General features: G+C 65.9%; 28 protein-coding genes. 12 read left to right on the top strand and 16 right to left on the bottom strand.

Features of this window, described 5'->3' with window-relative positions:
* The 3 genes from P8R42_16760 to P8R42_16770 all read left to right on the top strand — a co-directional run.
* Positions 1–372 (top strand): enoyl-CoA hydratase-related protein (locus tag P8R42_16760; GenBank protein MDG2306265.1); only part of this gene is annotated, 372 nt, incomplete at its 5' end.
* Positions 373–427: 55 nt separating this feature from the next.
* The gene (locus tag P8R42_16765) at positions 428–1,300 is read left to right on the top strand and encodes a hypothetical protein (protein MDG2306266.1); all 873 of its coding nucleotides are present in this window, start codon (positions 428–430) and stop codon (positions 1,298–1,300) included.
* On the top strand, positions 1,297–1,998 hold the full coding sequence (locus P8R42_16770; GenBank protein MDG2306267.1) for a hypothetical protein: 702 nt from the start codon (positions 1,297–1,299) through the stop codon (positions 1,996–1,998). The genes P8R42_16765 and P8R42_16770 overlap by 4 nt, the downstream gene beginning before the upstream one ends.
* Here P8R42_16770 and P8R42_16775 read toward each other — a convergent pair.
* Positions 1,987–2,640 carry a class I SAM-dependent methyltransferase gene (locus tag P8R42_16775; GenBank protein MDG2306268.1) on the bottom strand — a complete coding sequence of 218 codons (654 nt, stop codon included), beginning with the start codon at positions 2,638–2,640 and terminating at the stop codon, positions 1,987–1,989. The two genes, P8R42_16770 and P8R42_16775, sit on opposite strands and share 12 nt — an antisense overlap.
* Between P8R42_16775 and P8R42_16780 the strand changes: the two genes are divergently transcribed.
* Genes P8R42_16780 through P8R42_16790 form a run of 3 tightly spaced genes read left to right on the top strand, consistent with a single transcriptional unit; the run spans position 2,639 to position 6,181 of the window.
* A complete protein-coding gene (locus P8R42_16780; GenBank protein ID MDG2306269.1) occupies positions 2,639–3,511 on the top strand; it encodes a 2OG-Fe(II) oxygenase in 873 nt (290 codons plus the stop codon). The two genes, P8R42_16775 and P8R42_16780, sit on opposite strands and share 2 nt — an antisense overlap.
* A gap of 13 nt (positions 3,512–3,524) precedes the next feature.
* A complete protein-coding gene (locus P8R42_16785) occupies positions 3,525–5,357 on the top strand; it encodes an ABC transporter transmembrane domain-containing protein (GenBank protein MDG2306270.1) in 1,833 nt (610 codons plus the stop codon).
* A gap of 14 nt (positions 5,358–5,371) precedes the next feature.
* Positions 5,372–6,181: a glycosyltransferase gene (locus P8R42_16790; GenBank protein MDG2306271.1), complete on the top strand. Its 810-nt coding sequence runs from the start codon at positions 5,372–5,374 to the stop codon at positions 6,179–6,181.
* On the opposite strand, the gene P8R42_16795 is transcribed toward P8R42_16790, so the two are convergent.
* Both P8R42_16795 and P8R42_16800 read right to left on the bottom strand, forming a co-directional pair.
* Positions 6,178–6,912, bottom strand: a complete 735-nt coding sequence (locus tag P8R42_16795) for a glycosyltransferase family 29 protein (protein MDG2306272.1) — start codon at positions 6,910–6,912, stop codon at positions 6,178–6,180. The two genes, P8R42_16790 and P8R42_16795, sit on opposite strands and share 4 nt — an antisense overlap.
* A 7-nt stretch (positions 6,913–6,919) precedes the next feature.
* Positions 6,920–8,038 (bottom strand): glycosyltransferase, encoded by a 1,119-nt coding sequence (locus P8R42_16800; protein ID MDG2306273.1) that lies wholly within the window; start codon positions 8,036–8,038, stop codon positions 6,920–6,922.
* A gap of 189 nt (positions 8,039–8,227) precedes the next feature.
* Between P8R42_16800 and P8R42_16805 the strand changes: the two genes are divergently transcribed.
* Positions 8,228–8,461, top strand: a complete 234-nt coding sequence (locus P8R42_16805; GenBank protein MDG2306274.1) for a hypothetical protein — start codon at positions 8,228–8,230, stop codon at positions 8,459–8,461.
* 6 nt (positions 8,462–8,467) lie between these two features.
* Here P8R42_16805 and P8R42_16810 read toward each other — a convergent pair whose 3' ends face one another.
* The 4 genes from P8R42_16810 to P8R42_16825 form a co-directional block, all read right to left on the bottom strand.
* On the bottom strand, positions 8,468–9,130 hold the full coding sequence (locus P8R42_16810; protein ID MDG2306275.1) for a hypothetical protein: 663 nt from the start codon (positions 9,128–9,130) through the stop codon (positions 8,468–8,470).
* 145 nt (positions 9,131–9,275) lie between these two features.
* A complete protein-coding gene (locus P8R42_16815; protein MDG2306276.1) occupies positions 9,276–9,920 on the bottom strand; it encodes a hotdog domain-containing protein in 645 nt (214 codons plus the stop codon).
* 67 nt (positions 9,921–9,987) lie between these two features.
* Positions 9,988–11,280, bottom strand: coding sequence for an MFS transporter (locus P8R42_16820; protein ID MDG2306277.1), 1,293 nt, complete (start codon positions 11,278–11,280; stop codon positions 9,988–9,990).
* Positions 11,277–12,008, bottom strand: coding sequence for a phosphatase PAP2 family protein (locus P8R42_16825; GenBank protein ID MDG2306278.1), 732 nt, complete (start codon positions 12,006–12,008; stop codon positions 11,277–11,279). Before P8R42_16825 ends, P8R42_16820 begins: the two co-directional genes overlap by 4 nt.
* 35 nt (positions 12,009–12,043) lie before the next feature.
* Between P8R42_16825 and P8R42_16830 the strand changes: the two genes are divergently transcribed.
* Together P8R42_16830 and P8R42_16835 are read left to right on the top strand one after the other, a co-directional pair.
* Positions 12,044–12,298 (top strand): hypothetical protein, encoded by a 255-nt coding sequence (locus P8R42_16830; GenBank protein ID MDG2306279.1) that lies wholly within the window; start codon positions 12,044–12,046, stop codon positions 12,296–12,298.
* 9 nt (positions 12,299–12,307) lie between these two features.
* Positions 12,308–12,433, top strand: coding sequence for a hypothetical protein (locus P8R42_16835; protein ID MDG2306280.1), 126 nt, complete (start codon positions 12,308–12,310; stop codon positions 12,431–12,433).
* A gap of 111 nt (positions 12,434–12,544) precedes the next feature.
* Here P8R42_16835 and P8R42_16840 read toward each other — a convergent pair whose 3' ends face one another.
* The 6 genes from P8R42_16840 to P8R42_16865 all read right to left on the bottom strand — a co-directional run bounded on the left by P8R42_16840 (position 12,545) and on the right by P8R42_16865 (position 20,423).
* The gene (locus tag P8R42_16840; GenBank protein ID MDG2306281.1) at positions 12,545–12,901 is read right to left on the bottom strand and encodes a DUF2889 domain-containing protein; all 357 of its coding nucleotides are present in this window, start codon (positions 12,899–12,901) and stop codon (positions 12,545–12,547) included.
* A gap of 129 nt (positions 12,902–13,030) precedes the next feature.
* Positions 13,031–13,330 carry a hypothetical protein gene (locus P8R42_16845; protein MDG2306282.1) on the bottom strand — a complete coding sequence of 100 codons (300 nt, stop codon included), beginning with the start codon at positions 13,328–13,330 and terminating at the stop codon, positions 13,031–13,033.
* 174 nt (positions 13,331–13,504) lie between these two features.
* On the bottom strand, positions 13,505–14,338 hold the full coding sequence (locus P8R42_16850) for an enoyl-CoA hydratase-related protein (protein ID MDG2306283.1): 834 nt from the start codon (positions 14,336–14,338) through the stop codon (positions 13,505–13,507).
* A 121-nt stretch (positions 14,339–14,459) separates the two neighbouring features.
* Positions 14,460–18,149: a methionine synthase gene (metH, locus tag P8R42_16855; protein ID MDG2306284.1), complete on the bottom strand. Its 3,690-nt coding sequence runs from the start codon at positions 18,147–18,149 to the stop codon at positions 14,460–14,462.
* Positions 18,150–18,231: 82 nt separating this feature from the next.
* On the bottom strand, positions 18,232–19,443 hold the full coding sequence (locus P8R42_16860) for a patatin-like phospholipase family protein (protein MDG2306285.1): 1,212 nt from the start codon (positions 19,441–19,443) through the stop codon (positions 18,232–18,234).
* A 74-nt stretch (positions 19,444–19,517) separates the two neighbouring features.
* Positions 19,518–20,423: a substrate-binding domain-containing protein gene (locus P8R42_16865; GenBank protein ID MDG2306286.1), complete on the bottom strand. Its 906-nt coding sequence runs from the start codon at positions 20,421–20,423 to the stop codon at positions 19,518–19,520.
* Positions 20,424–20,499: 76 nt separating this feature from the next.
* Here P8R42_16865 and P8R42_16870 point away from each other — a divergent pair, with 76 nt between their 5' ends.
* Positions 20,500–21,063 carry a DUF420 domain-containing protein gene (locus P8R42_16870; protein MDG2306287.1) on the top strand — a complete coding sequence of 188 codons (564 nt, stop codon included), beginning with the start codon at positions 20,500–20,502 and terminating at the stop codon, positions 21,061–21,063.
* On the top strand, positions 21,060–21,497 hold the full coding sequence (locus tag P8R42_16875) for a thioesterase family protein (protein ID MDG2306288.1): 438 nt from the start codon (positions 21,060–21,062) through the stop codon (positions 21,495–21,497). The genes P8R42_16870 and P8R42_16875 overlap by 4 nt, the downstream gene beginning before the upstream one ends.
* On the opposite strand, the gene P8R42_16880 is transcribed toward P8R42_16875, so the two are convergent.
* Positions 21,442–22,725: an amino acid permease gene (locus P8R42_16880; protein ID MDG2306289.1), complete on the bottom strand. Its 1,284-nt coding sequence runs from the start codon at positions 22,723–22,725 to the stop codon at positions 21,442–21,444. The two genes, P8R42_16875 and P8R42_16880, sit on opposite strands and share 56 nt — an antisense overlap.
* 90 nt (positions 22,726–22,815) lie before the next feature.
* On the opposite strand from P8R42_16880, the gene P8R42_16885 reads away from it, so the two are divergent.
* Positions 22,816–24,990 (top strand): sulfatase, encoded by a 2,175-nt coding sequence (locus P8R42_16885; protein MDG2306290.1) that lies wholly within the window; start codon positions 22,816–22,818, stop codon positions 24,988–24,990.
* Here P8R42_16885 and P8R42_16890 read toward each other — a convergent pair.
* Together P8R42_16890 and P8R42_16895 are read right to left on the bottom strand one after the other, a co-directional pair.
* Positions 24,970–26,067 (bottom strand): MBL fold metallo-hydrolase, encoded by a 1,098-nt coding sequence (locus P8R42_16890; GenBank protein ID MDG2306291.1) that lies wholly within the window; start codon positions 26,065–26,067, stop codon positions 24,970–24,972. The genes P8R42_16885 and P8R42_16890 overlap by 21 nt on opposite strands.
* Positions 26,060–26,854 carry an enoyl-CoA hydratase gene (locus P8R42_16895; protein ID MDG2306292.1) on the bottom strand — a complete coding sequence of 265 codons (795 nt, stop codon included), beginning with the start codon at positions 26,852–26,854 and terminating at the stop codon, positions 26,060–26,062. The genes P8R42_16890 and P8R42_16895 overlap by 8 nt, the downstream gene beginning before the upstream one ends.
* Positions 26,855–26,962: the final 108 nt, after the last annotated feature.

Consider the following 26,962-nt stretch of genomic DNA (forward strand, 5'->3'; position numbering starts at 1 on the left):
GGCCTGTTCGCGGCCGGTGGGGCGCTCATGCGCCTGCCGAGGCGTGTCCCCTACGCCGTCGCGATGGAGATGGCCCTCACGGCCGATCCGATCACGGCGGAGAAGGCACACGAGCTGGGGCTCGTGGCGCGCGTCGCCGAGCCGGGCAAGTCGTTGGAAGTCGCCCTGGAGCTCGCCGAGCGCATCGCGAAGAATTCGCCGCTCGCGGTTTCCGCCTCGAAGCAGCTCATTCGTGAGACGGCTGGCCGCACTGAGGAGGAGTTCTGGGCGCACCAAGGCGCGCTCAGCGCCGTCGTCTTCAAGTCCGAGGACGCGAAGGAAGGCCCTCGTGCCTTCGCGGAGAAGCGCGCACCCAACTGGCAGGGAAAGTAGGGCCGGCGGGCTTGCTGATCTCCAGGCTCTCGGCGGATACTCTGCCGCTGAGATCATGAAGCCCTGCGTCTTCATCCACACCAACGAGAAACAATGGCTCGGGGCCGTCGTGGCCTCGCACGCCTTGCGTCGTCACGCGGCCGATCCGGATGCGTTCGACGTTCGGGTGCTCGAGGCGAAGGACTACCCGTTCCTCCGCGAACGGGTGGGCCAGGCGTATCGCAGCAACGGGGCCGAACGGCATTGGAAGTACGATCTCCAGTCGTTCACGCCGCTTCGGTTCATGCCGCCGGAGCTCATGGAGTATCGCGGCCGGGCGCTGATCACGGATCCCGACATTTTTGCCGCCGGGGATGTCCAGGAGCTGCTCGATCGCGACATGCAGGGGAAGGCCATCCTTTGCCGAACGCTCGAGGGAGACGCCGGCCGGCGCTCCAAGCACGCATCGAGTGTCATGCTTCTCGACTGCGAACGTCTCCCGCATTGGCACTGCGAGCGGCAATTTACGGAGCTCTTCGAGGGCGACCGCGACTACAAGAAGTGGATCTGGCTCGTGCTCGAGCCGGAAGGCTCGATCGGATTGCTGGAGCCCGAGTGGAATGACTACGACCGCCTGACGGCCGAGACGCGGTTTCTGCACAACACGCGCCGCGAGACCCAGCCGTGGAAGACCGGCCTCCCGGTAGACTTCGAGACTGGCAAGGAACCCCACCCGTTCTCTCCGAAGGGCCTTCTGCGAAGGTTCTATCCCGACCGGTACCAGCCACATCCGGATCCCAATCAGGAGCAGTACTTCTTCAGCCTCCTGGGCGAGTGCCTGGACGCGGGTGTCGTCACCGAGGCGACGCTTCGGGACCAGATGCGGCAGGATCACCTCCGGCACGACGCGCTCGAACGGGTCGCGCAGGCTCCGTCGCTCCCCGCATGAAGCCTCGCACGCTTCTGGTCCTCGGCTCGAAGCCGGACCCGGTCCTGCCGGAGCCGCAGAGTTACGACGCGGTTGCCTGTGCGAACGGATCGGGGTTCTCTGCCGCGAAGCATGGCTTGCCGTCGCCCGCGTTCACCGTGATGTCGGCGATCCTCGGCTCGGTGGACTCGGGAAAGCAGAGTGTCGCCGCCCTCCAGGGCCTGCGCACGGAGCGGCTCTACTTTTCCCCTCGTCCCGAGAAGTCGCGTGGCGGGGTCCGTCAGCTCATTCGGACAATCAAGACGTACGACATGCAGCCCTTCTATCTGAAGCGCATGCTCCGCCGAGCTTCGTACTCGTATGGTGACTTCGTCGTGCGCCCGCACGACGACTATCTTCGGATGGTTCGAAACCTCTGTCTGGGCGACGCGGACGTCCTCGCCCAGGTCGAGCGGAAGCAGCCCTCGACGGGAGTGATGACGCTGGTGATCGGCGCCGCCGAAGAAGGTTTCGATCGCTTCGTGCTCAGTGGGTTCAGCTTCGAACTCACTCATGCATACGGCACGAACCCGGAGATCGCGGAGCGGGGCACGCAGGCGAGCGGGCACGCGAACACGGACGTCGCGGTGTTACGACATCTCTCCGCCACGCTTGGGTCGGTCTACACGACCGAGCCGATCGTGGAAGAGAAAACCGGCGTGCCCTTGCTACCCGAATAGCCTGCCGAGCAGTCCCTTGGGCTTCGCGGCGGCCGCCTGGACCTGGTCGGTGAACACGAGCGCCGTCTGAAGCGGCTCGCGCTTCGAGGTGATGTCGGCGATCCGCGCGAGCCACCACTCCTGCGGCTGGATCGTGCAGTGGGCGTTCTCACCGTTGGGGAGGATCTTCTTTGCCGGGTAACAGGCGACATTCAGGTAGACGAAATTCGTAGCGAAGCCGAAGATCTCGGCGAGCACCCACGGGACGTCGTCCTCGGGGACGTGCTCTAGCACGTCCGTGCAGATCACCCCGTCGAACGTGCCGGTCGGCAGTTCGTTGTGGGCGGGGAAGGCCGGGTCGTAGAGGGTGATCTCGTCGAGGCCCCAATGTTGCTGCAAAGTGGTTCCCGCGGCCCCGCCGAACGCCTTTGCCAGAGCACCGTAGAGACGCGCTTTGCCGCAGCCGTAATCCAGGAGGCTGTGGGCGCTCGTGCCACGCACGAGGTGTCTCACCGCGCCGACGTGGGGCGCTAGGCTCGTCCCGGCGAACATGTCCTCGGCCCGGTCGCCCTGTTCCGGTGCCCCGTGGGCGTGCATTCGGACGTAGAGATCCAGGAGCTCCCGGTAGCGGGGGCTGGGGCTCGAACGGGAGTAGGCGGCCATGGCCCTGGTAGGTTACACACCGGTGTCGAGGTTTAAACGCCTGGCCTCGCGTTCGACCGAGATGCTGTCCTTCCAAGATCTGAACTTCGACTACGAGCCGTATCCGATCGGCGTCGTTGCGCCCGTGCTCGCGGCGGAGTCTTACCGCGCGCTCGTCGACGCCTTCCCGCCGCTCGGGCTCTTCGGCGCGAAGGAGGATCTCGGCCACAAGTACTCGCTTTCCGAGGTGAACCACGGGGACGCCTATCACGACTACGTCCGCGCGAGTCCGCCCTGGCTGGACTTCTACCGGTATGTGAAGAGCCCCGACTTCATCCACCAGACGATGGCGTCGCTGGCGTCGAGCGGGGTGGACCTCGGGTTGGCTGACTGCCGGGTCCAAAGCCGGAGCCGCTTTGACGGCTCGGGGAAGGCGTTGGCGGCGCTGCCGGGTGGTGCGAGCCGTTCCTTGGGGTCGGCCGAGATGTCAGTCCGACGCCTTCTCACCAGAAAGGCGGTGCTCGGGGCGCGCTTCGAGTTCTCGATCCTGCCGGGCGACGGCGGGCACATCCTGCCGCACACGGATGCCCCCCAGAAGCTCGTCACCCTGGTGATCTCCATGCTGGGCCCGGACGAATGGTCCGACAGCTGGGGTGGGGGGACGCAGGTCCTGCGGCCGAAGGACCCGGCGGTCGCCTTCAACAAGATGAATCGGTACCTAGGCTTCGACGAGGTCGAGCCGGTTCGGACCCTTCCGTTCCGGTCGAATCAGTGCGTGGTTTTCGTGAAGACATTCAACTCGCTGCATGCGGTTCCGCCGGTGGGTGGCGGGGCCCAGGTTCTGCGACGGACGCTTACGATCAACATCGAGCGGCTGGACACCCAGCCGTGAGGGGGAGGAGCGCGTGAGCAAACCGCATCGTCCTCCGCCGGCTTCGTCGGAGAGCTACTGGCGTCTTCTGCGCTACCTGCGGCCGTACGTTTGGCCGCGTTTCACGGTCGCGATCCTGTGCATGTTCGTCTTCAGCGCGACGGCGGGCTACCTGCCGTTCCTCATCCGAGACGTGTTCGACGACATCTTCTCGGACCAGAAATGGGCTGAGCTCACGTGGCTTCCGGCGATGGCGATCGGGCTCTTCGCGGTCCGAGGCGTTGCGACTTTCGGGTACACCTACCTGATCGAGTGGGTGGGGCAGCGGATTATCGAAGACCTGCGCAACGACATCAACCTGCGTGTGCAGCGTCTGCCCATCTCGTTCTTCAATCGGACCCCGGCGGGGACCCTGGTGTCGCGCGCCACGAGTGACGTGACCCGCGTCAACTCTGCGCTCACGCAGACGACGATCTCGATGCTCCGGGATTCGACGACCCTAATCGTCGTCGTCGGAGCCGCGTTCGCTCTGGACTGGGTGCTCGCGATCATCGCGTTCGTTGGATTTCCGCTCGCGGTCGGTCCCGTCATGAAGCTGGGGCAGCGACTGCGGGGCTACGCCGCTCGCGGCCAAGAGAGCCTGGATGTCCTCGCTTCGCTGCTTCAGGAAACCGCGCAGGGCAACCGAGTGGTGAAGGCCTTCGGGATGGAGGAGTACGAGAAGGAGCGCTTCGGCGCTGAAGCCGATCGTCTCTTCTCACACGCGATGAAGGCGACTCAGTCGCGCGCGCTCATCCAGCCCATCATGGAGATGCTCGGCGCGGTCGGGATGGGCGCGGTCATCTACTACGGCGGCTACAGCGTGCTGTCGGGGACGCGCACCCAGGGCGATTTCCTCGGCTTTATGACGGCCCTCGTGCTGGTCTACGACCCGTTCAAGGGCCTTGCGAAGGCAACCGCCGAGGTGCAGCGCGGAATGGCGTCTGCTGAGCGCGTGTTCGCCATCCTCGACGAACCGGTGGAGATCGAAGAAGTCGCGGGTGCGCCTGCTCTCGCCCCGCTTGCCGAAGAGATCCGTCTCGAAGGAGTCCGCTTCCGCTATCCGCCCCGCGTCGGCGGCACGGAGGCGGCGGCTGAGATCGAGGGCCGCCCGGAACGCCCCCACGGCGCGTATGCGATCGATGGGATCGACCTGGTGCTACCCCGGGGGGAGGCGCTCGCGCTCGTTGGCCCCAGCGGCGGCGGGAAGTCGACTCTCGCGGATCTCATTCCCCGCTTTCAGGATCCTACGGAGGGGCGGGTGGCGATCGACGGTGTTGATCTGCGCGACGTCGAGATCGCGTCTCTTCGATCGCAGATCGGGATCGTCACGCAGATGACGTTCCTCTTCAACGACACCGTCCGGGCGAACATCGCGTATGGTCTGACCGACCCGGACGAGAGTGCGGTCGAGGCGGCGGCCCGGGCCGCGCACGCGCACGAGTTCATCTGTGAGCTTCCCGACGGGTACGACACGGTCGTGGGAGAGCTCGGCAACACCCTCTCGGGTGGCCAGCGTCAGCGCCTCGCGATCGCCCGCGCTCTTCTGAAGAACGCGCCTATCCTGATTCTCGACGAGGCGACGTCTGCGCTCGACTCGGAGTCCGAGCGGCTGGTTCAGGACGCGATCGATCACCTCATGGCAGGCCGCACGACACTCGTGATCGCACACCGCCTCGCCACGATCCGTCGCTGCGACCGGATCGCCGTCCTGTCGGCGGGTCGAATCGCCGAGCTTGGGACACACGAGGAACTGCACGCACTCGGCGGGATCTACCGGCGGTTGCACGATCAGCAGGCGCTCCTTCAGCCGGCACCTGCGGCCTGAGAATCCCGCACCCGATGGACACGATCCGCATCTGCATCGGCACCGAACGGCGGACGATTGTCGCGCAGAAGGTGCTCGAGTACAGCATCCTCGCGAACGTAGCTCCCGGCGCCCAGGTGGAGTTCGATCGCCTCGAAGGCGGCGACTGGGCGGGCAGCGGTCCGGAGCAGCAGTACACGGGTTTCTCCTTCCTGCGTTGGACGATCCCTGAGCGCGTCGGCTGGCGGGGCAAGGCCATCTACCTCGACGCGGACATGCTCTGTCTGGGCGACGTTTCCAAACTCTGGGCGGCCGATGAGACATGGCCGTCGGACGGGGCCTGTGTTTGGTGCACGAGCTATCGCCGGCAACGTCGAGTGCGCTGGCTGCCGTTTCTCAAGCGGTCCGATCCGACCCCGGAGACGTCGGTCATGCTGATTGACTGCGGAAAGGCGAAGGGGCGGCTCCTGTCCCTCGAAGAGATCGAACTGCGCATGGTCGGAGACGAGGATCTCGCGCGCTACCGCGAGGTCATGCATCTCTCGTACCTCGACCCGCCACCGGTCGAGATTCCGCAGTGGTGGAATCTTATGGACGGTTGGGGTCGGCGGACCGACGGGTTCGAGGATGAGCGGGCGCAGCTGCTGCACTTCACCGACGTGCCGAAGCAGCCGTGGTACTTCCCAGACCATCCGAAGCGTCACGTCTGGGAGGAGTACCTCGAGGCGGCTCTCGCTGCGGGCTACGTCACCCCGGCCGAGATCGCGGACGCGTGTGATCGCTTTACGATGGAAGCCGGCCGCCCCGACGGTATGCACGCGTACTGGCGGAAGTACGCCGGCTAGCTTTCGAACCCGAGGTGTTTCGCGACCGTCGGGTCGCAGACGACGCGACCCGTCTCGATGTGCGGCGCGAGTCGTTTGGCGAGGATCGTCTTTTCGGACGAGATGTTGTGGTTCCGGAACGCCGTCGTGTTGGCCTCGCGGAAGTAGTGGCTCTTCCCTTCGAAGAACGAGAAGCCGGTCACATAGATCGATTTGCATCGGGGCAGCAGCATGTCAGTCGCGAGGACGAGGGCCATCATGCCGGTCGTCGGCGTGTTCTTCAGTTGTGCCGCTACGTCTTGGATGTAGGGAAGGCTGGGGGCGTAGGCCGTCGTCGCACCGATGCGTTCCAGGCCTTCGGTAAGTTGCTCGCCGTACCGGAGGTCGAGGTTGTTCTGCTTGGGCTTCCGGAAGATGTTGGGCCGTGACGAGAGGATCCACCGAGCCCGCGCGATGTCGGGGTTCGTGAAGTCGATGTCGGGGACGTAGAAGTTCGACATGTAGAGGTCGACGCGGCTGCCGACGGCGGTCTCAAAGCCGCTCACCTCGAAGTTGTTCATGCGCAGCACGAGGTCGTTGTCGTCGATCCGCTCGCCCTGGTCGAGATCGGCGAGATAGCCCGCGTTCCCCACAATCGCGATCCGGGCGCCGTCGATGGGAAGGTCGGTCGCAACGTCCTCCCAGGTGCGGATGTCGAGAGCTCGTTGCCGCCACATCCAGTACAGGGCGGGCAGCGGGTAGGGAACGGTCACCGGCGCCCTAAAGGAACTCGCGCAGGACCCAGTCCAGGCGTTCGAGCGGGAGCTGCTCCCCTTCGGGCAGTTTGCCTGCGGGAAGATCGGACAGCACGAGGTGGGCTTTGCGTGCGAGTTTTCGGGCCTGGCTGCACTCGTCGAGGATCACCAGGAGGCGCGCGTCGGAGCCGCCGCGGAAGTTTCCGTCGCCCGGCAGGACCAGCACTTCCACCTCGGGATCGAGGCCGTTCGGCTCGACCTCGGGGGGCAGGAGCCCGGCGACCGGGGTTAGGTGGTCGGCACCGTTGGCAACGCTGACGCGGACATCGTCGATGCCGCGCTTCACGAGGCCGTTTCGGCAGCGGGTGAGGCGGGCGGCGCGTCGTAGGTATGCGACGTTGGGGCCCTGGCGCCAGTGGGTCGGATTCGTGGACTCGTTGGGATGCCAGAGGTGGTACGTGAACGTGTGGCCGAGGATCGATCGGATTCGAACGCCGGCGCTGCGCAGTCGCAGTCGCAGATCGTCGTCTTCGCAGCCCCAGCCTTCAAACCGCTCGTCGTACCCGTTGACCCGCTTGTAGTCGGTGCGCCAGATGCCGATGTTGTTGCCGAACAGACGAGGCTTGGTCGGGTGGTTGACCGCCTCGTAGAACCAGCCCTGCCTTCGGAGTTTGGCGAGCCAGCGCTTCTCTTTCGCCGAACCGAGGTTCATGAAGTCGCCCGTGCCGATCGATTCGACCGTCACCGTCTTGGAAGCCTCTTCTTCGAGCCGGAGGCAGGCGCCGGCCATCACGGTGTTCGGACGGCGGTTATCGAGATGGATGCGGACGTGGTCGGGCGGCAGGATGCAGTCGCCGTCGAGAAACAGCAGGTACGGAGCCTCGGTGGCCGCAACGCCTTGGTTGCGGCAGCGGGACAGCTGAAACGCGACGTGCGGGTGCGTCGTGAACTTGACCGGGAAGGCGGCCGTCTCAGTGAACCGGCTCACGATCGAGGCGGTTTCGTCCGTCGAGCCATCGTCGGTGACGACAACTTCCATCTCGTCGCTTACTCCTCGTTGGAGGGCGATCGAGGCTAAGGCTCGTTCGAGGTGCGCAGGGCGCTGGTAGGTCGAGACGAGCAGGGCGATCTCGGGCTTCGACATACGTACCGAAACCCGCCGCGATTTTGCCGAACAAGCACGCCGCGGGCTCTTGAGACTGTCGCATGGGACGACCGGACGTGCAAAGGCCGGGCGGCGGAATCCGCCCCGCTCTCGAACGGGTGTTTTTTACGTCTTCGGCTTCTCGTGGCTCTATCCGGATGTTCGTCCGCTGCTCCACCCCGGGGGGCCATGTCGTTGGCAGGATTCGTCGTTGTGGCCCTGTGCCCCCGCCAGGCGTCGACCGAACCGGGCATCGATCGGGCCCTGGACGACCACTACGTCTGCGTTCATCCCGACCGGCCCCTGCTTGATCAGCTCGTGGTGTTCCTGCCGGGGTGGTGTGGGAGACCCGAGATGAGGTGGCGGGCCGGATCCGGCCTATCGTTCGTGTGGGCTGAGCTCGTCCGCGCGGACCCCTTCTGAGTCCCATCAGCGGGGAACGAACGCGGGGTCGAGCAGCCCGTGCCGCCGCCATCCGAGCCTGAGCATCCAAGAGTTCGCGCCCAGCGTTGGTGCGGGCGGCCCGGCTCCGGCCTTTACGCGCCGTTTCCACCCCGCAAACCGCGGCGCCGAGCTGAACGGATCGACCCAGGAGCGCGGCATGTCGCGCGCGAGCCCGTGCTTGCGCGCGTCGCAGAGCACGTAGGCGAGGGCGCTCCGAATCTCTCTCCCGGTTCGAAGCACGCGTGAGTGAAACCGGTCGGTGAAGACCTTCCCCTTGCGCCCCATGAGCTTGTTGAGCGCCTTGGCGATCCGGATCGAGAGCCCCTGCATGCCGCGTGAGAACGCGGACTCGTCCTGAGCCTCCGCGATCAGGTGTAGATGATTCCCCATCACGGAGTACTCGGTGACCCCGCGCCGGCCGGTCCCGTTCGCGCGCTCAATCGCATTGCGAAGCACTCGGTAGGCGCGGGGGCGGCGTAGATTCCAGACGGATTGTTCGACCCTCATCGTGACGATGTGCGGCTGACCTGGCTTGAAGACTTCACGCGCGCGATGCGCGACACCCGAACGCCCACCTTTCGGTTTGCGCCCTGCGTTTAGCCGCTTCCCACCGTGCGTAGGAAAGGTCATCTCGAGTTGGTTCTTCATCTTGATTGAGCACATATAAGATGTACCTAGAGATCAAGAGAAAGGTGAACGCTCTCGGCTCGTCCGCCTCGAGCGCTTTGCACCCGGGAACGACCGCAAACGCGACAATCCCCCCACGGCCAACCCGCCGGCGGTGCGCCGCCCCCTAGGAAAACCGGATCAAGACCGCACTCGCCTGCGCCAGCACCTCTTCGCCTTCGCGTGGGCGGAGTTCGGCGCGGACGAAGATCTTGCGGCCTTCCATCTTCTCGAACCAGGCGACGTAGCGCAGGGCTTTTCCCACCGGGGTCGGCTTCTCGAACCGGACCTGCAGAGTGCCGGTCGGCCCGGCGTGGCCCGAGAGCCGTCCGGCCGCGACGAGGACGATGTCGAAGCCGGCGGCGACGAAGCCTCCGTGCACCCAGCCGACGTTCCCCTCGAAGCGGAGGTCGAACTCGACGTCGCCCAAGACCTGATAGTCCCTGGCGTGCAGATCGATCGGCGGGGCTACCGGATTGACGGTTCCGACCAGTGGGTGGGTGCCGCGCGCATTGACCAGCCGCGCATTCGGCTTCGGGAGATCTTCGGGATGGAAGCGGGTTGCCTGTCGCTTGCCCCCCTGCGGCTTGGACGCCTCGGGGAGCGCCGCGCACACTCGTTCCAACTCCGCTGCGATCGGTTCGAGAATGGTCCCTTCGTCTCGCGTCGAAAGCACGAAGCGCGCGAGTCGTTTCAGCGCGTCTGCGATCCGCTGGAGGGGTGCCGAAGGCGCAGGCGTCGCCTCTGCGAGGGTCTGCAGGTCGGGGTGCATTCCCCAGCCTCTATCCCGAGCGGGCCCCGCGGTCATCTCGAGCGGCCACGCGCGCCGCCCGGCCCGTTCAGCTGGCCTTCTGCGAAGCGCGCTCGAGGTCAGCGCGCAACGTGCGGCCGGACAGGAGGAAGAAGATCGCCGCCGCCGCACCCACGACCGCGGCGATAGTGAGTGCGACCCGCAGCCCGTCGACGCCGTACGTCGGTTCGAGCACCTGACTCACGTACCCGGCGACGAGCGGGCCGACGCCGAGGCCCACGATGTTGAGGATCCCGAGCTGGGTCGCCGCGGCCGTGGAGCGCATGCGCGGGGACACGAGATTCTGCACGAGAGTCCACAGCGAGCTCACATACAGATTGTTCAGCGCGTAGAACGGGATGAACGCGGCGATCGCGAGTCCGGCCGTGGGCGCCCACGCGAACCCGAGCGCGAAGGGGAGGGCTGTGATCGAACTGATTGCCGAGATCCACGTGAACCAACGGGCGTCCCGACGGGCGAGTCGGTCTGCGAGGAGGCCGCCCACGGTCACGCCGACGGCGCCGGAGATGGCAGCCGCGAGTCCGAACTGGATCCCCGCGTCCCGCCCGGAGAGTTCGAAGACCCGCCGCAGGTAGGTCGCTCCCCAGGAGAGCACGGTGTAACCGAGGAACGCCTGACAGGACGCGGCCACCATCAGCATTGGGAAGGACCGCCGGGTGAACAGCGTGCGCATGACCTCCTTCACGCTCGGGCTCTCCGCCTCGACGATGCCCTCCGACGCGCCAGGAGGAGGCTCCCGGACGGTGAGGCCGAGGAGGAGTGCGACAGGAAGGCCGGCCAGTCCTGCGACGTAGAAGGCCGTCCGCCAATTGAAGGCCTCGAGCAGGATCCCGCCGAGCACGAAACCAAACCCGGTCCCTACGAAGATGCCCCAGCCGTAGATGCCGAGGGCCGTCGCGCGTCTCTCCGGTGGGAAGTAGTCGGAGATGAGGGAGTGTGAAGGGGGCGTTCCCGCGGCCTCGCCGATTCCGACACCGAACCGCGCCAGCAGCAGCTGGGGGAAGTTCGCCGCGGCGCCGCAGACCGCGGTCATCGCGCTCCACAACACGAGGCCGACGGCGACCACCTGCTTGCGAGAGGTCATGTCGGCGAGGCGCGCCAGCGGGAGCCCGGCGATGGTGTAGAACAACACGAACGCGGGACCGAGCAGCCAGCCCAGCTGCGAGTCGGTGAGGCCCATGTCGGCTTTCACGTCCTCCGCCACGAGGGCAAGGACCTGACGATCGACGAAGTTCAGAATGTACGCGAGCAGCAAAACGACCAGGACGTAGACCGAGTAGCTGCTGGAGGGTGCGAACGGTTTTTCTTCTTCGGTCGTCATCGGGTGCCGGCACCTTGGAGGCGGTTTTCGAGAATCGCGAGTTCGTCTGCGAGAGCCGCGCGGCGGCTCGCCCAGCCTTCGGACGCCAGGATCTCGTCCGCGAGGGCCTCCCCGAGCTTGGATCCGGCCTCGACGTCGGTCGGGAAGTGGACGCCGGCGGCGACGCGAAGTTCGGCGATCTCGTCCGCTCGCGCTCGGATGCCCTCCTGACGCGTCGGGATCAGGTCAGCGAGGAGTCGGCCTGCAACGACGCCGAGCATCGCGGTTCCACTCGGATACGAGCCGCTGCTCGGTGTTGGCGTGCAGGGCTCCACACGCGGATCGATGCTCGTGGGCCGCGGCCGCTTCCACTTGCTCTTGAGTGTGCTGAACACCGGGGTGGAAGCGTCGAGGGCGTCCTGCACGGCCGCGTAGAGCTTGGGGTACTGCTCCGGGAGCAGTATCGTGCCGATCGCCTGCTGGAACGAACCGACGCCTGGGGACACCGCGGCCCAGATGCGATCGGCGTCGGACTTGGAGCGCGTGCGCTGGACCCACAGCAGGATGGCGAGATCCTCGTGGGCCTGGCGTGAGTCCGGCGCCGGAGGAGGCCCGATGAGTTCGGCCCAATCCGGAGCTTCCCGTGCGAGTAGGGGCTCGCTTGGAGCCGCCGCCGCGGCCAAGGAGACCGCCAGGAACATCGCCAGGACCGTCGCGAGCCGAAGAAGATGCCGATGATTCCGACGCATGGCAGGTACCCTAGTGCATTCCGGAGGCCGCTTCGATGCCCGCTCGCGGTCGCGCAAGGGTCCCGTCGGACACAAAGAGGGCGACGGAACACGCCCGCGAGACCATCGTTCGCGAGCGGATCGAAGCCCGGGGGATGTCTAGCGAGAGCGTGCTGGCGGCGATGCGCGCCGTGCCGCGGCACCGGTTTCTTCCCGAGCACATACGGCACGAGTTCTACGAAGATCACCCCGTTTGGACCGGACACGAGCAGACGATCAGCCAGCGGTACGTCGTGGCTCTCATGAGCTAACTGGCCCTCGTGAAACCCGGTGAAGGCGTCCTCGAGATCGGCATGGGTTCGGGGTATCCGGCGGCCGTTCTCGCTGAGACGGGTGCGGAGGTCTGGTCGCGGAGAAGATTCTGCCTGTTCGTTTCGTCCCCGTGACGGGTTGTGCGCAATCGGAATCGCTTGCGCCCTAGCGGACGCGCAGCCTCGCCCGAATTCGTCTGTTGTTGGGCCCGCCCCCTGCCGGTGAGATGGCATGGGCTCCTCCGGTCAATCCATCTCGCGGGTCGGCATTCGCTGCTCGCGGAGCCGAAGAGGCTTCGTCTTCTCCTCGATGATCGCCTCGTTGCGCTCGTCGTAGGAGAGGCAGGTGTTTTTCATCCCGACCAGCTTTTCGATGTTTGGGTGCGTCATGTTGCAGACGTTCGTGAAGGGTCCATTTCGGATCTCGCTCCGGGCGGTGACGATTTCCAGAGACGGGTGTAGGATCTGCACCTCGGCGTGAACGTCGTGGACCTCGTCGTGCAAGATGGCCTCGATCAGAAACCGGTCGACTTCGGCCGGGTAGATGTTCACTTCTTTGGTGCGGTGGTAGATCTGGGGAACGCTGGCCATGCCCGCGTTCATGTCGGTCGGTCCTCAGACTCCAAAGGTCGCAGGGGCCCCGACCATTCGGTTCTTAGCGGAGGCGCGGTCCGGGCGAAGGCTGTGGGGTCCGTTCCTGATCGAGTGCGCCGACTATCAGATGGACGAAAGCTACGACGCGAGCGGATGCAGATCTTCTGGATCGATTCCGTCGAATGAGAGATCGTCGGCTTGGCCGGGATTGGCCGCCTGCGGAGCTACGACGGACAGCTTGACTGCAGGTCCATCGACCTCGCCCTCCTGGAACCGAGCGATGTAGACTGTGTGTCCCGTCTGCCTGAGGCGATGCGGGACGAACGGAGAATGCGTGCGAACGACGTCGGCGACGTTCTCGGGTAGGCTCGCGATCCACCTCTGGAACTGCGCTTCGGTCGGCAATTGCTGCAGGTTGTTCAGAACGGCATGCTGCATGGGGTCCCCCTTTCGCTGGGTGCAATACGATCGAGGACCCGGAGAACCACGTATTTCATGAGGGGCCGCAGGCGCGGCGGTGCGGTCTCCTTGGGTCTGCAAAGAATGTAAGCACGCTTTTGCGCCTGTCCAGGGGGGCGCATGGCGTTTGCCTCGGTTCTCTACGGTCGTGTTTCAGCGGCCCTGAAAACGTGGCGTCCGTTTTTCGATGAACGCGCGCACCGCTTCGCCGTGATCGGCCGTCTGAGCCGACTCGACGAGAGCATGCGCTTCTCGCTCGAGGCACGTGTTGAGATCGGCGCGGAGCGCCCGATCGAGGTTTTCCTTCATCAGGCGAAACGCGACGGTCGGTCCGGCGGCAAGACTCTTTGCAAGCGTCATCGTCGCCTCCTGGAGATGGTCGGCCTCGACGACGCGATTCACGATGCCGAGCTCGGCGCAGGTTTTCGCGTCGACACGTTTGGCGGTGAAGAACAGCTCGCGTGCGCGCGCGGTGCCGATGAGTTGCGTCAGGAAAAAGCTGGTACCGTAATCGCCCGACAGGCCGATGTTCGCGTAGCCGGTGGTGATGAACGCGTTCGGCGCCGCGAGTCGGAGGTCGCACGCGAGAGCGATTGCAAGCCCGGCGCCGGCAGCCGGCCCCGGTAGGGCGGCGATCGTGGGCTTGGGGAGCGCGTAGAGGGCGCCGGTGAGCGTCTGTTGTCGCTCGGTGAGCTCGGCGGTCACCGCGTCCGGCGTCTGTGGGCCGTCCTCGCGCTTCGTGCGGCCGCCCATGCCCTTCACGTCGCCACCGGCGCAGAAGGCCGTCCCCGCTCCGGTGACCACGACGGCGCGGGCCCGCTCGTCCGCCGCGAGCTGCGCGATCATGCGCCGAATCGCGGGGCTCAGAGTATCGGACAGCGCATTGCGTACCGCGGGCCGGTTCAACGTGAGTACGGCGACTCCGTCCTCGAGTGTCGCGAGTAGTTCCTCGGTTCCGGTGTCGAGCACCACGGCTGGGTTCGTCATGAACGGCTTATCGCTCGCGGAGGTCATAAGGTCGACCCCATGAAGACGCCTCGGTGGCCACTCGTGTTCCTTGCCCTTGGCGCGTTCCTTCTCCCGGCAGCCGCCGGCGGCGTACCCAGGCTCAGTCTGAATCGTACGCGAGGTTCGGTCGCACCCAGGCCTCGGCCTGCTTCACCGTCGCGCCGCGGCGGCGCGCGTAGCTCTCGATCTGATCCTTCTCGATGGAGCCGAGCTGGAAGTAGCGGGCCTCGGGGTGGCCGAGGTAAATACCGCTCACCGAGGCGGCTGGGGTCATCGCGAAGCTCTCGGTGAGAGCCATGCCGGCGCGGTCTGCACCCAGGATCTCGAAGAGATCGGTCTTCTCGGAGTGGTCGGGGCAGGACGGGTAGCCGAACGCCGGACGGATGCCTCGATATTTCTCGGCGATGCGGTCCTCGTTCGAGAGGGTCTCGTCGCTCGCGTACCACTCGCGGCGCGCTTGCTCGTGGAGGTTCTCGGCGAAGGCCTCGGCGAAGCGATCCGCCAGAGCCTTGGTCATGATGGCCCGATAGTCGTCGTGCTCCTTCTCGAAGCGGGTCGCGAGTTCCTCTGCACCGAGCCCGGCGGTGACGGCGAACGCGCCGACGTGATCTTTCAGGCCCGAGTCGATCGGGGCCACGTAGTCGGCGAGGCACTTGTAGGTCTTTTGGCCTTCGAACTTCGTTTCCTGCTGGCGGAGCATGTGGAAGCGGGTCAGCTCGTGCGTGCGGGCCTCGTCGGAGAACAGTACGATGTCGTCGCCGTCGCTGTTGGCGGGCCAGAAGCCGTACACGCCCTTAGCCTGAAGCAGTTTCTTTTCGACGATCTCAGCGAGCAGGGTCTCGGCGTTTTCGAACAGGTCGCGTGCGGCTTCGCCGACCTTCGAGTCCTGGAGGATCGCGGGATACTTACCGCGAAGCTCCCACGCGTGGAAGAAGAAGGTCCAATCGATGAACGGGGCCAGTTCGGTCAGCGGCCGATCGTCGATCGTGCGGGTTCCGAGGAACGGCGCGGGGGCGACGTCCTCTGCCTTCCACTCGACCTCGAAGCGGTGCTTGCGCGCCTGCTCCTGCGAGACCAGCGGGCGGCTCTGGCGCTGCTCGTGTCGCGTACGGATCGCGTCCTGCTCGGTCACGTTCTGGGCGGCGAACGCAGGCTTGCCGTCCTCCGACAGGAGCGCGGACACGACGCCCACCGCCCGCGAGGCGTCGAGCACGTGCACGGTCGGCTCTTCGTACCTCGGGGCGATCTTCACCGCGGTATGCTGGCGGCTCGTCGTGGCGCCGCCGATCAGAAGCGGCGTATCGAAGCCCTCACGCGTGAGCTCTTTGGCCACATGGACCATCTCGTCGAGCGATGGGGTGATGAGGCCCGAAAGGCCGATGATGTCGACCTGGCGCTCCTTGGCCGTCTCGAGGATCTTCGCGCTCGGCACCATCACGCCGAGATCGATGATCTCGTAGTTGTTGCAGCCCAGAACGACGCCGACGATGTTCTTGCCGATGTCGTGCACGTCGCCCTTCACGGTCGCGAGCAGGATCTTTCCCTGCGCCTTCGCGGTTCCGCCCTGGTTGATCTTCTCGGCCTTCTCCTTCTCCATGAACGGTTCGAGATGAGCGACTGCACGCTTCATCACGCGCGCGTTCTTCACGACCTGGGGCAGGAACATCTTGCCGGAACCGAACAGGTCGCCGACGATCTTCATGCCGTCCATCAACGGACCTTCGATCACGTGCAGCGGCCGATCGTAGCCGAGGCGAGCCTCTTCGGTGTCCGCCTCGATGTGGTCGACAATCCCCTTCACGAGGGCGTGTGACAGACGTTCCTGCACCGTACCCTCGCGCCAGGTGTTGTCCTCGACGCGGGTCTTGCCGGATCCCTTCACGGTTTCGGCGAACGTGACGAGGCGCTCGGTCGCGTCTTCGCGCCGGTTCAGCACGACGTCTTCGACGAGTTCGAGAAGATCCTTCGGGATGTCCTCGTACACCGCGAGCTGTCCCGCGTTGACGATGCCCATGTCCATCCCGGCCTTCACCGCATGGAACAGGAAGGCGGAGTGGATGGCTTCGCGTACGGCATCGTTTCCGCGGAAGGAGAACGAGAGATTGCTCACGCCGCCGCTGATGTGGACGCCGGGGCATTCCCGCTTGATCTGCCGCGTCGCCTCGATGAAGGCGACGCCGTAGCCGTTGTGCTCTTCGATGCCCGTCGCGATGGCGAGGATGTTGGGATCGAAGATGATGTCTTCAGCCGGGAAGTCGACTTCTTCGGTGAGGATCCGGTAGGCGCGCTTGCAGATCTCGATCTTGCGTTCGACGGTCGCAGCCTGGCCCTCTTCGTTGAATGCCATGACGACGACGGCGGCACCGTAGCGCCGGACCTTCCGGGCGTGCTCGCGAAAGACGTCTTCGCCTTCCTTGAGGGAGATCGAGTTCACGATCCCTTTGCCTTGGATGCACTTGAGCCCGGCCTCGATGACCGACCACTTGGAACTGTCGACCATGATGGGCACACGCGCGACGTCGGGCTCGGTGGCGATCAGGTTCAGGAAGGTGGACATGGCCTTCTCGGAGTCGAGCATGCCCTCGTCCATGTTGACGTCGAGTACATTGGCGCCGCCGCGGACCTGATCGACCGCGACTTCGAGCGCGGATTCGTAGTCGTCGGACTTGATGAGGCGCGAGAATTTCCGCGAGCCGGTGACGTTGGTGCGTTCGCCGATCATGACGAAGCCGACCTCGGGGCGCAGATCGAACGGCTCGAGGCCGCTCAGGTGGGCGATCCCGTCCGGAGCGACCTTCGTGCGCGGCGTGCAGCCTTCGACCGCTTCGCAGACCGCGGCGATGTGCTCGGGTGTGGTGCCGCAGCAGCCTCCGACGATGTTCACCCAGCCGTTCTCGGCAAACTCGCGCAGGGTTGCGCTCGTTTGCGATGGGGTCTCGTCGTAGCCGCCGAATGCGTTGGGAAGACCCGCGTTCGGGTAGCAGCTCACCATCGAAGTGGCGCAGCCGGCGAGGGCTTCGACGTAGGGGCGCATCTCGGCGCCCCCGAGCGCACAGTTGACGCCGACGGAGAGCGGGCGCGCGTGCGCGACCGAGTACCAGAACGCCTCGATGGTCTGGCCGCTCAGGGTGCGGCCACTGCGGTCGGTGATCGTTCCGGAGATCATGACCGGGAGACGCACGCCGCGTGCCGCGAACGCTTCTTCGATCGCGTAGATGGCGACCTTCATGTTCAGCGTATCGAAGCTGGTCTCGGCGAGGATGAGGTCCACGTCGCCTTCGATCAGCGCATCCACCTGCTCGTAGTAAGCGGCGCGGAGTTGATCGAACGTGATATTTCGGAACGTCGGGTCGTCGACGTCCGGGGAGATCGAGAGCGTGCGGTTGGTCGGGCCCACCGATCCCGCGACGAAGCGCGGCTTGTCGGCCGTGCTTGCGGCGCGCGCTTCTCTCACGGCGATCTGGGCGGCGGCGAGGTTGATTGCGCGGGCGTGATCCTGAAGGCCGTAGTCTTCCTGAGAGATGGATGTGGCCGTGAACGTGTTCGTCTCGAGGATGTCGCAGCCCGCATCGAGGAACGCTCGATGCACCTCGGCCAGTACCTCCGGCCGGGTGATGGAGAGGAGATCGTTGTTCCCCTGCAGGTCGCTCGGGTGATCTTTGAACTGCTCCCCACGGAAGTCAGCTTCTTGGAGGTCGTAGCGCTGGAGCATCGTGCCCATCGCGCCGTCGAGGACGAGGATGCGCTTCGCGAGCTGCTCCGCGAGAAGTGCTTGTGTGTCGTTGGCCAAGATCGATCCTTCCGAGGCTCTGGAATCGGGGGCTGGAGCCCCGAAAAGGCGGCAGAGAAGGGGCCACCCGAAACGAGAATACCTAGCGTACCACCGGGCCTTTGCCAGCGAGAGGCTGGTCTACGTTTGTGGTGACGGCTTGCGGGGCCAGCCCGAGGGTCGCATCGGGGCTCTTCGTCGGTGTGTGGCCATGGGCGGACAAGAGGTCTCGGATGGTCGGGCCGTGGACCTCCAGGTCGCGCAAGGTGGAATCGTAGGCGTACTGCAGGATCCTCGGGCGCCCCTCGAAGCTCATCGGACTGTGGACGAAGAGGAGCGGCTCGTCCCGGCTCGGCTCGATCAGCACGATCTGTACGTCCGGATGGGAGCTGGCGACGAGTCCGAGCGACGCTTCGAGCCGATCCCGTCCCAGGATGCGCACGGCTTGGTCGCCGACGAACGTGATCCCCATGTCCGCCACGCGGACGCTGCCGTCCTTCGCGAGGGCCGGAATGTTGGCCTCGTTCCGACTCATGTCGATCGGCACGAGTGGGTTCACGATGAACAGGAGCTTGGCGCCGTGTTCAATGGCAACGTCGAGGTGGCAATGGCCACCCATCGCACCGTCGATGAAGCTGCGTTCGCCGATCCGATACGGACGGAAGAAGGCGGGGATGGCGCACGAGGCGGTGATCGCCTGGCTGATGCGCAGATTGCGTTCGCCCTCCTCGCCGAAGACGACACGCTGGCCCCGGTCGAGATCGATCGCCGGGATGTAGAGCTCGCGCGATAGTTCGGCGAAGTCGTTGCACATGTCTTCTTCTTGTAGGGCGTCCGCGAGGAATTTCTCGAACGGCCCGAGCGAGAAGAGCCCCGACGGGAGGAGTTCCTGCATCACGTCGATCAGGTCGAAGAGAGAGAACTCGAGGCCGTCGCGGCGGTACGAGTACAGGACGCTCGTGAGACGCCGCATCGCCGACCAGCACTTCGTGATCGCGTTCGTGTAGTCGATTCCGTAGACGTCGGTCCGCCGGAAGTTGAACGTCGAGTCGCGGTCGTTGAGGATGTCCTGCCGGAGTCGCGCGGGCGAGGCTGCGTTCGCGCCGAGGGACGCGAGAACTGCGCCCGCGCTCACGCCGACGTAGATGTCGAACGTGCGCGCGCAGAAGCCCGCGCCGAAGGCCTTGTCGAGCGCTGCCAGGGCGCCGATTTCGTAAGCGGCGGCGCTGATGCCGCCCCCGTTCAAGATGAGCGCGACCTTGTCCCCTGAGGCGGGCGCTGTTCTGTGCGTCGGTGGCGTGGGTAGGTGGATCAAGCAGGCATCTCCTCCCTAGACTATCGGCGGAAACGGCACTGCCGGTTAAGTAAGTCGGCGCCTAGTGCGCTGCACTAGTCCGCCTTAGGCTTTGCGCGGCGGTCGGTCTCGCGTGGCAGTCCCGGGGGCACGACGTACCCCGCGGCGGTGAGGAGCTTCGCGGCGTCTGGCGAGGCGAGGAACGCGAGGAGCTTCGCGGCGCCGCTCGCGCCCGGCGAGCCTTCGAGCGCGGTGGCGGCGAGAAGGATCGGAGCGCCTCGGCGGACGTGGCCATCGAGGTCGATGCTCGCCTCGGCGTAGAGGCCCGCTCGCTCCGGATCACCGAGATTGATTTCGATGGGGAGATCGAGTCGCGGGAGCCCGGCTCGAGTCGCGAGGCTTCTATAGAGGAGCGCCGCATCGAGGGTGGATGCGCTCAGGCGCCGCACGAGAACCTCCGCGGGCATGGTCTGGCCGGGGCGGAGGACCTTCAGCGCGAGGTCGGGATGGTCGTAGTGCCGGCTCGCGAGTTGGAGGACGAACAGCGTCCGGAGGCCGAGCGCGCTCTCGTCCGGATCGGCCCGGCCGAATCCCAGCCACTCCGAGGCCAGGGCGGTGAACCAGAGCGTGCCGTCCTTCACGGCCCGTGCGAACGCGCTCTCCTCTGCGTAGGCAAGCACGATGGCGTCTGCGGCAAAGACGAGATCGGTCGGGGCTCGGTCGACAGGAAGAGCCCGTCTGAGTTCCCAGAGATCGGTCGAAAGGACCACGTCGGGGCGGGTGTTGGTGTCGGGCGCATCGGTCGCGGACGAAACTGCTCGGCCGACGATCGTCACGCCGGAGGCCTCGGCGAACGGGAGTGCGATTTTCGACACGAGGGGCTGGAGGACCGAGGGGTAGACGACGTTGACCTGGTCGTCGGCCGCCCTTAGGCCGCAAGGAGAGAACAGGGCTCCGGTAAGGACCAGCATTGCGGCGGCCGCTCGAAGTCGTAGACGCATGAGGCCTCGCGTAGAACGGAGATCGCTCCCGGTCAATCGTACTGGTTCGCTGGGGTGGGTTTGGTAGAAGCCGCGGATGGACCCCGCCCTGGCGCGCGACGGCGTGACCGATCGCTCCTTCTTTGTTTTCAACGCGGTCGTTTCGACGTCGGCTCTGGCCTTCATCGCCTACATCCTCCTCGTGCGCGTGGCGGGTCCGGCGGATGGGGTCGATCTGCGCTTCCTTCCGGCCGTGAACGCGGGCCTGAATGCGCTCTCGGCGCTGCTCCTCGCCTCGGGGTGGGTCGCCATCCGGAACCGCAACGTCCGGGTGCATCGATACCTCATGGTTTCGGCGTTCGCGTGCTCGGCGATCTTTCTCGTCTGTTACCTCACCTATCACTACGTACACGGAGACACGCGCTATCAGGGCGAAGGGTGGATCCGTGGCGTGTACTTCTTTATCCTCATCACGCACATCCTCTTGTCGATGGTAGTCGTTCCCGCGGCGCTGACGGCGTTTTACTTCGCGTGGAAGAGGCAGTTCGAGCGCCATCGCAGGCTGACGCGCGTGGCACTGCCGATCTGGCTCTACGTCTCGGTTACCGGGGTAATCATCTACTTCATGCTGCGGGGCGGCTCGATTGCGGGGGCGGGATGAACGCGACGACGATCCACCACAGGGTCCCGTTCTACGAGACCGACGCAATGGGCATCGTGCACCACGCGAACTACATCCGGTATCTCGAGGTCGCGCGCGTGGCCTGGATGGACGAGCACGATCGTCCCTACCGCGAGTACGTCGCGGATGGCTTCCACTTCTCGACGACGCGTGTGGAGTTCGACTACAAGCGCTCCGCGGTCTTCGATGACGTGCTCGACGTGACGACGTGGCTGGACTGGGTCGGCGGCGCCTCGCTCTCCATGTCGTACGAGCTGAAGCGAGGGGACGATCTGATCGGCTCCGGCTTGACGGAGCACGCGCTTGTCGACCTCGAGGGTGCGCTCTGTCGGATCCCGCCGGTGCATCGCACGCGGCTCAGGGGCTTGTCCGTTTCTGGCGCGAAAAGAGCCAGAGGAAGGGCAACCCGGTGAGGGTCACCGCGATCGCGATGAAGCACTCGACCGGTCGGCCGATGAGCATCGCGACGGCGATGGCGCCGTTCGCGACGAAGTAGAGCGCCGGAACGAGCGGGTATCCCCACGCGCGGTACGGGCGGGGCGCGTCCGGCCGGCTGCGTCGTAGCGCGTAGAGCGCGGCCACGTCGGCCATCGTGGCGAGGACGATCGCGAACGTCGTGTAGTCCAGGACGCGGGGAAAGCTTCGGAGCATGGCGATGAGGCCGATCGCGACGGCCGCCTGCGCAACGAGTGCGACGTGCGGCGTCCGGTTCTCGCTGTGGACGCGTTCCGCGCCCGCGAAGAACTGGCCGTCGAGCGCCATCGCGTAGGCGATCCGGGGGCCCACGAGAATCGTCGCGTTGAGGCAGCCGAGCACCGAGAGGAGGATCAGTAGCGAGGTCAGTCGACCTCCGAGGTCTCCGAACAGAGCGCGGGCAGCGAGCTCGCCGGCGTCGTTCGCGCCCGCGATTTCCGAGAGCGGGGTTGCGCTGAGGTACAGGAGGTTCAACAACAGGTAGAGGCTCGTGCAGATCGCGAGTCCGAGGAAGAGCGCGCGGGGGATGTTGCGGCCCGGGTCCCGGATCTCGCTGGCGACGTAGACCGGCGCGTTCCAGCCGAGGTACGTGAAGAGAACCGGGGACATCGCGAGGGCAAACCCCTGCAGCGTGACGGGGCCGGACGGAACGACCGGAGTCGCCGCGGCTGGCGTCGGCAACACGAGTCCCGCGAGAACGAGAACGGTGATCGCGACGATTTTGAGAACGGCCGTCACGTTGTTGAACGCCGCGCCCGAGCGCACTCCGACGTAGTTCACCCATGTCGTGAGTGCGATCACGAACACGGCAAGGGCGAGCTGTCCTTCCTCGCCGAACCCGAGAAGGCGCCCGACTCCGTCTGCGAACGCCGTGGCGAGAGTCGCGACGGTGCCCGCGTAAATCACGAAGAACGAGAGCCAGCCGACCAGGAAGCCCGCCGCCGAGTGGAACGCCTCGCGGAGGTAGACGTAGTCGCCTCCGGCTCGCGGGAACATGGCGCCGAGCTCGGCGTTCGCGAGTGCGCCTGCGAGCGAAAGGCCGCCGCCCACTGCCCAGGCTACAAGGAACCACTCGGCCGCGGGTACCGACTCGGCGACGACCCCGGGTGTGAAGAAGATGCCGGCACCGATCACGGACGACACGACCAACAAGGTCGCGTCGGACAAGCCGAGCTCGCGAACCAATCGGTCCCGCGGGTGCGCCTCTGGGGCTTGACCTCTTCCGGCGTGATCGTCAGGTTTGGGGTTCACTTCTCGATGCCCATCCTATTCCAACGTCGGCCGCGCCCGGTCTATCAATTCGTGCATGGCGGAGCGAACGCCGTTTGGCGACGGCTGCGGCGCGCCGTGGCCGTGGCGGGAGCGTGCCTTCTCCTGGTCTCGGCCGGCGCGGGTGCTTCCGATCGTGCGATCGAGCCGGAGGCGGGCAGTCCGTCGATGGCCGGGGTTGCGGTCGTCGAGATCGGTCAGGAGACCCGCCCTGTTCTCGCGCGTACTCGCCGGCGCGCGCTAAGGCTGAACGAGCGCATAGTGCTTCCGGTCGGCGTCCTGGAAGTGCCGGTCGAACTTCCGGCGGATCTCGATGACGGCGTCGGCATCAAGATCGACGCGACGGTCAGCCTCCGCGATCCGGACAAATCGAAAGACGTGACGCCTCGCGACGCCCAGCGGATGCGCCTGGAGCCGGTTTCGGTGGTTGCAGAGTCGGGGGCGACCAGCGCGACGCTTTCCGTCCCGATCCCGCCCGAGTTCGGCGGACAGCGCGGTCTGGTGACGGTCGTGGCGCGAGAGCTTCCGGGGGCGGCCGTCGCGGTGGAAGACGTCGGTCCCTGGAAGGTCGACGCCGGGGCGCGTCTGGAGTTCGGGTTCGGGGTCGAGGCGTCTGCTTGGGAGGAGGGGCATCCCCCCGCGCATTTCCGAGTCGTCGGCTTGCCGGAAGGGGGAGAGCCGGTCGTCCTGTTCGACCGACGCCTCGATCCGGTTCGGGATGCGCGGGATCGGAGATGGGTCGACGCTTCCGTCGGTCTGGAGTCGCTCGCGGGGCGCACGGTCACGTTTCGTTTCGAAGCCGGGTCGCAGCCCGACACCCTCGGCGCGAAGGTGCCGCGTTCTCTGCCGGTCTTCTCGAATCCTCGGCTCCGACGGGCCCGATCCACGGAAGCCAAACGGCCGAATGTAGTGCTCGTCTCGCTCGACACGCTGCGCGCGCAGAGTACCAGCGCGTACGGCTACCGGCATCGGACGACGCCGCAGCTCGATGCGCGACTCGCAAAAGCGGGCGCACTGGTGAAGCAGGCGGTCGTTCCGGTTCCGTTCACGCCGCCGTCGCACATGACGATGCTCACGGGTCTCGAGCCCTGCGCGCACGGCATCGAGGATAGGGACGGAATCCTCGCTCCCGAAGATCTCCTCCTGGCCGAAATCCTGCGCGACGCGGGCTACGACACCGCGGCGTTCACCGAGAATGCCTACGTCGTTGCGGGCGCCGGCTTCGCGCGCGGGTTCGATGCCTACGTGGAGATGCGCGAGGATGCGTCGGCCGCGCCGGGCTTCGGCGTCGCGACCTTTCGGGCCGCCGAAGAGTGGCTGGCCCAGAGCTCGCACGAACCGTTCTTCCTCTTCGTCCACACCTACCAGGTGCACCAGCCGTACACGCCGCCGCGGGGATACCGACATCTGTTCGGCGACTACCCACCCGAAGACGGACGAGAACAGCGGTGGAAGGACGACCAGCAGGCGTACGATCAGGAGATCCGGTACACCGACGATCTGCTGGGCGGTTTCCTGGACGTTCTCGCTGCGCGCGGTCTCGTGGACGACACGATCGTCATCGTAACCTCCGATCACGGGGAGGAGTTCGGCCACCACAGTTGGGGAGGGCATGGCTTCGGTCTCTGGGACGAAGCCGTGCTGGTGCCGCTCGTGATTCGCGCTCCCGGAATCATCGCCCCGGGTACGGTGATCGACTCACAGGTCGGGCTGGTCGACCTCGTCCCGACCGTTTTGGATCTCGCCGGCGTGGGACTGCCGCGGCCGGTGCAGGGGCAGAGCTTTGCTGGTCTCCTAAGGGGAACCGGCCCCGGTGATTTCGAAGAGCGCCCGCTCGTGAGCCGGGCCACCGGGTTCAAGATCACCGCGGTCCGGATGCCACCTGTGAAGTACGTCCTGCAAGAGGACCGGGAGACGGTCGAGAGGCTCTATTTCCTAGACAAGGACCCGGCGGAAAAGCGTCCCGTGAAGAAGCTCGCTCATAAGAAGGAGCTGGGGGACGGACGCACCGCGCTGGCGCGGTTCGACAAGGACTGTGTGGCCTACCGTGCCGCGCACCCCGTCACGACGGGGAAGGATTCGTTGTTCGAGCAGCGTCCCGATTGGCTGATCAATCGGAACGAGATCGACCGAAAACTCCGTTCACTCGGTTACGTCGAGTAGCGGCAGCGTCACGGCGGGTTCTCCCGACGAGAGAACGAGGGGCTGGCCGATCGCGGGAAGGCGGATCTCGCCTTGTCCGTAGCCCGCAACCCGACCGGCCGCGCGGAAGAGCTCGGGTGGCTCGGACGGAGGTTCATCGGAGAGGTCGAACGTCCCGTAGTGCATCCCGATGAGTGCGCGCGCCTGCACATCGCGTCCTGCCTGGACAGCTTCGGCCGGGTCCATGTGGAACACCTTCATCATCTCTCGAGGCCGGTACGCGCCGATCGGCACGGCGGCGAGGTCGAACGGCCCGAGGCGCGCGCCGATTTCCTTGAACCCCGCGAAGTAGCCGGTGTCGCCGGCGAAGTAGAACCGCTCGTTCGGGCCGACCACCGCCCAGGAGGCCCACAGCGTCTCCATGCCGTCGAACGCGCCGCGTCGGCTCCAGTGCTGCGTCGGGAGGCAGTGAATCTCGAGGTCGCCGGAGCGGGCGATCTGTCCCCAGCCCATCTCCTCGACGTGCTCGATGCCTGCGTCGCGCAGCAGCGCTCCGTTTTCGAGGGGGACGAAGAAGCGTGCATTCGGATTGCGGGTCGCGATCTCGACCAGGCTGTCGAGGTCGAGATGGTCGTAATGGTTGTGGGAGACGACCACGAAATCGATCGGAGGAAGATCGCTCTGGGCGACGCCCGGCGGATGAAAACGCTTCGGCCCGGCCCACGACAGCGGGCTCGCACGCTTCGACCACATGGGGTCGGTGAGAAAGCTCTGGTGCTCCATCTGCACGAGCATCGTGGCGTGCCCGATCCACGTGATTGTGGGAACGCTCGCGGTGGCGTTCGCGCGAAGGAAGGCACCGTCGTTTTGCACCTGGGCGGGGATGCCGTCGGAACCCGCGAATATCTTCCCGATCCTGCGGAGGAAGAACGGGAAGGTCACGTCGATCCCGGCGCGGTCGAGAGGACCCGCGAGGTTGGCGAAGCGCCCGTCGTCGTCGCGGGGCTGCGGAAACGGCGCAGGTTCTTCGGCGCGTGAAACGCCGCCAAGCGCGATCGCCAGCAGGACGACCAGAAAGTACGGCCGGGCCTTAGTCATTCCCGCTCTGCTTGCGCCCGCGTTCTTGGATGCGTCGCCGCCGGTCTTCGACATCCTCGGCGCGCACCGAGCGTGCGTGCTCGCGCGAGACGGCCTGTTCGATCTCCATCGCGTCGCCGAACGTCGCCGCAAAGCCGTCGTCGATGACCTTCTTGTAGCCACGCACCGTCGCCGGGTCGCACGACAGCATGTCCTCGGCGAGCCCGCGGCATGTGGGGAGCAGTTCCTCGGGGGAGACCACACGGCTCACGAGCCCCCAGTCGTACGCGCGACTCGCTTCAAGGTAGTTCCCGGTGAGGGACAACTCCTTCGCCCGGTAGATCCCGATGGCGCGACAGAGTCGCTGGGAGAGGCCCCAGCCGGGGAGGATCCCGACCCGGGCATGGGTGTCCGAGAACCGGGCCTCCGTCGAGGCGATCAAGAGATCGCACGCGAGAGCGAGTTCGAAGCCGCCGGTTACGGCAAAGCCGTTGATCGCACCGATCACCGGCTGCGGCAGCTCGGCCATCGAGCGGACCGGGTCGAGCTCGACGACGGCGGTCGTTTTGCCCCCGTAACCGGTCGTGCCGCGCTGCCCCAGTTCTTTCAGGTCCACTCCGGCGCAGAACGCACGCCCGGCTCCGGTCAGGATCACGACGCGGGTGCCTTCATCCCCGGCGAGTTCGTCGAAGGCTTCGGCGAGGCCTTGTCTGAGAGCCGTCGAGAGCGCGTTCAGCGCCTCGGGGCGATTCAGGGTCACGGTTGCGATCTCTCCGGACTTCTCGATCAGAACGACGGGCTCGGACATTCTCCGGTTCTCCTCGGTTTCTCTTCGTGCGGCTAGCGCAGCGACGGGGCCCCGTCCATCGCGCGTTGCGTCGATTTGAACGATCGTCTCAATGAGAGACGGGTTGAC

The sequence above is a fragment of the Candidatus Binatia bacterium genome, from assembly GCA_029243485.1.
Lineage (GTDB): Bacteria > Desulfobacterota > Binatia > UBA12015 > UBA12015 > VGTG01.